Annotated in this window: 2 protein-coding genes; both read left to right on the top strand. The window is 55.6% G+C overall.

Features of this window, described 5'->3' with window-relative positions; genetic code table 11:
- Positions 1–1,522, top strand: a 1,522-nt coding sequence (locus tag GY937_08695; GenBank protein ID MCP5056785.1) for a hypothetical protein, incomplete at its 5' end; no start/stop codon positions are given.
- The coding region (locus GY937_08690; protein ID MCP5056784.1) for a hypothetical protein at positions 1,519–3,531 on the top strand (2,013 nt) is incomplete at its 3' end. The genes GY937_08695 and GY937_08690, both read left to right, overlap by 4 nt.

Here is a 3,531-nt window from a genome sequence, read left to right as displayed (position 1 = left end):
GGTCGGTGGCGTGGTAGATATCGCAGAAGCTGCGCTAAACATTAAGCAGCGGATCGATACGACCGCAGCGGAAGAGGCGCTGGTACAATTCGAGCGTGACAAGAATGAGCTGTTCTTTAATCCTGAATCAGGGTATTTTAACACCCAGGGACGCGACGCGTACGATGGTGCGCCGAGTACGAATAGCGCACTTGACGACCTTAAAAAGAAGTACAGTGACCCGTTAGGCGTTAATGCTCGAACAATGTTTGACCGAGCCGCTGACGCGCATCTTACAAAAAGCAAGGCGGACATTGGACGCCATGCATCGAAGGGGCTGGACGCATGGGAAGTGGCGACTGCTCAGGCTCAAATCGAAAACACCATTGAAAACGCATCGCTGTACTGGAACCAACCCGACAATCTAAGAGTGCAATCAGCGATTGGTCGACAGTCAGTACTCGATACAGCACAGCGTGAGGGGGTTGGGCCTGAAGCTACGGCAGAACGGCTGCAGACATACGAGTCATCATTCGCAAAAGCAGCGGTGATCGCCGCCACGATGAGCAGTGCGGCAGAAGGGCAAGACTTGTTTGACACTCACAGTGACAAGCTGGAGGGTCCTGACAAGGTTAAGCTCGAAAACGCGATTACTGTGAAGAGAGACGCGGAGAAAACCCAGGCCGACGCACAGCAAGCGGTCATATCGGGGGCGCGGATCGCTGATACGTATGACGATCGCGAGAGCATACGTGACGAAGTTAATGACATCGAGGATGCGGAGCTGCGGAAGCTCACGATGGCGGAGGCAATGCGGCAGTTTAACTTGAAAAAGCAAGGCGAGTCCGAAGCGCAGGCCGACGCGTTCGAGCGGGCGGAGTCTCACATATTCGAGGGAGGATCTGCGGAGACGTTCAAAGCTGCTGACCCCCAGGGGTGGACCCGGCTCTCAGCGTCTCAGCGTAAGAGCATTCAGTCAGCGAAGATCGTTGCGACCGACTGGGCGGCGTATTCTGACGTAATGACTCTGCCGAAAAGTGAGTTAAGCAAGATTAACCCTGTCGATTACTTCGACAAACTAGCGCCCGCCGAGCGGCAGAAAGTCATCGCTGCGGTGAAAAGTGCGAAGGGTACCGGATCGTCACGTGACCGGATCGATCACCAGGTCGGGCGGACCAGGACCTCGCAGGCTTCGCTGGCAGTTGAGCAGTTAATCGGTAAGAAGTCCTCCTGGAATGAGACCGGCCGCAAGAAAGCGAACGCGTTCTACTCGTTGCTCGATGAAGAGGTCGCATTCCGTGAGAGTCAAAAAGATGGACCGTTGACATCTGAGGAGTTCACCGCGACGCTGGCCGATCTCACTCGCAAAGTAACGGTGGAGAAGACGCTCTTCGGATTCGACTATTTAGCCCCCGATTCTGACCAGATTGTCACGGATATACCTGAAGAGGATCTGCGGGTTCTAAGTAAATTCCTGCGTGACAATGGGATTCCGGTGACGGCTGACAATATCATGAAAGCACAGCAGCAGGCGTCACGATGACGATGGATCTTGAGAAGATTGACCTCGGCAGTTTTGGTATTCACGAAAGTGATCCACTAGGCGCGAACCTGTCCGAAGCGGTCAAAGTCGACCCGGCGCAACACAGCCAAGTAGTGAATCTAAGTAAACAGTCAGGCGTGCCGGAGTTCGCGGTAGAAGATAACCCCAGCGCAGTTGAGCAGCATCTGAAGCTTGAGCAGATCGACGTAGAAGGGCTGCGTGTTCGAGCACCGAAGTCTGCTGACTTTGTTCGTAAAGACTTCAACAATGCGGTACTCGCACAAGAGGACGTCATGTCTGGCGTGCTTGAAAGTATCGAGACGATATTCTCTGGCCTGGGCACATCGATCGGGATCGGCTTTAAGACGCAGACGGCAGGCACGGTGCTTTTGGGTCATGAAGCGGCGACGGATCGGATCGATGAGATCGTGCCCTGGTCGGCGATGCCGCTCGGCATGGAGACAGAGGCGCATCAGTTATCGCAGGATTTTGCGGAGGTGCTTGGAGTCAAGACTGACGAAGAGTATCAAGCGTTAAGAAAGCGCGGAGCTGACCAGCTGATCCAGCACATACAGAAGCTCCAGGAGCGTCGTGCAGAGGTCACCCCTGAGAACATGACGTTAGTCGAAGAGGGTGTCCGGGCGGGCATTGAGTCCCTGGCGAACATGCTGCCTGCTACACTCGCGATGATCGGCACGCAAGGCAGAGCAGCGCCCCTGTTCCTCATCGGTGCGCAAACATACACGGGCTCCTATGCGGACGCACGTGCGGAAGGTTTACCGATAGACAAGTCACGCTGGTTTGCCTCGATCGAGGCAGCTATTGAGGTCGGCACCGAGTTGATGCCACTAACTACTCTTGAGAAGATGTTGACCGGCAGGAGTAAAGGACTGTCGAAAGACATGCTTCGCTTCGCTGTGCGCGAGTTAGGCACGGAGCAGTTAGCGACTGCCGGGCAGAGTCTTAACGCGTACCTTTTCGGACTTGACGCAGAGATGGAGCAAGCGACGCCCGAGGAGCGTGTCGAGATCCAACTGCGCCGCCAGGCGGTCACGGCCATCGCAACGGCCATCGCAGGCGGAGCGCAAGCGTCAGGCGTGACCCTCGTCAACCGTACCGTTGCGAAACTGACCGCAACCGAACAGCAGAACGAATCCCAGAGCGAGGCTGAACAGCGCGGCATTGACCAGCTGAACGCGCAGGCGGAGCAGTCGGAATTGAAGAAGCACGACGTCGAGCTGTTCAAACAGTTCGTCCGGGAGTCTACCGGTGAGAACGACGTTAATGTGTATATTGATGGTGCGCAGACGGCACTGTACCTGCAATCGAAAACCCGAGCAGAGATCGAAGCAGATCCCGCACTGAAGTTGTTGGACAACGCTCGCATAGACGCACGGGACACTGGCGCGGACATCGAGATCGCAGTCGATGAGTTTGCCGGTGAAATTGCGGGTACTGAGCACTTTAAACAGTTGCGCGACCACATGACGTTGAACGACCAGGCAGTGTCCCCGTTCAGGCAAGAGCAGCACCGCGAAGAGACGCGGGAGTATGTGACTAAGATCTTGATGGATGAAGCAGAGCAGAACACCAGCGAGTACGTCGAAGCGCAGGAGATCTACTCTCAGGTGCGCGATCAACTGATCGACACTGGCACCGTGAGTGCGCAGAACGCATCGGTCATGGCGCAAGTCGTACCTGCCTGGGCTACCGCTCACGCGAGACGGTCTGGCAAGTCGATCGCAGAGGTGTACGCGGACGCAGGGCTCACAGGCGAAGGTCCGCAGTCGGGCGAGAGGGCACGACTAGAAGGTGAGCAGGTCTTGACCCAGCCCGGCTATCACGGCTCGCCACACAAGTTTGATAGGTTCGACCATTCTAAAATGGGAACAGGCGAAGGCGCACAGGCTTATGGCTGGGGTACTTATATAGCGGAGAATCCCGATGTTGGGAACGAATATAAGTCTGTTTTAGTTGACAGGGAATTATTGAAAACAAAAGAAGGCGCG

Source organism: bacterium, from assembly GCA_024228115.1.
Taxonomy (GTDB): Bacteria; Myxococcota_A; UBA9160; order UBA9160; family UBA6930.
The sequence above is the reverse complement of the archived record's forward strand: the minus strand, read 5'-3'. Positions and strand labels throughout refer to the sequence as shown.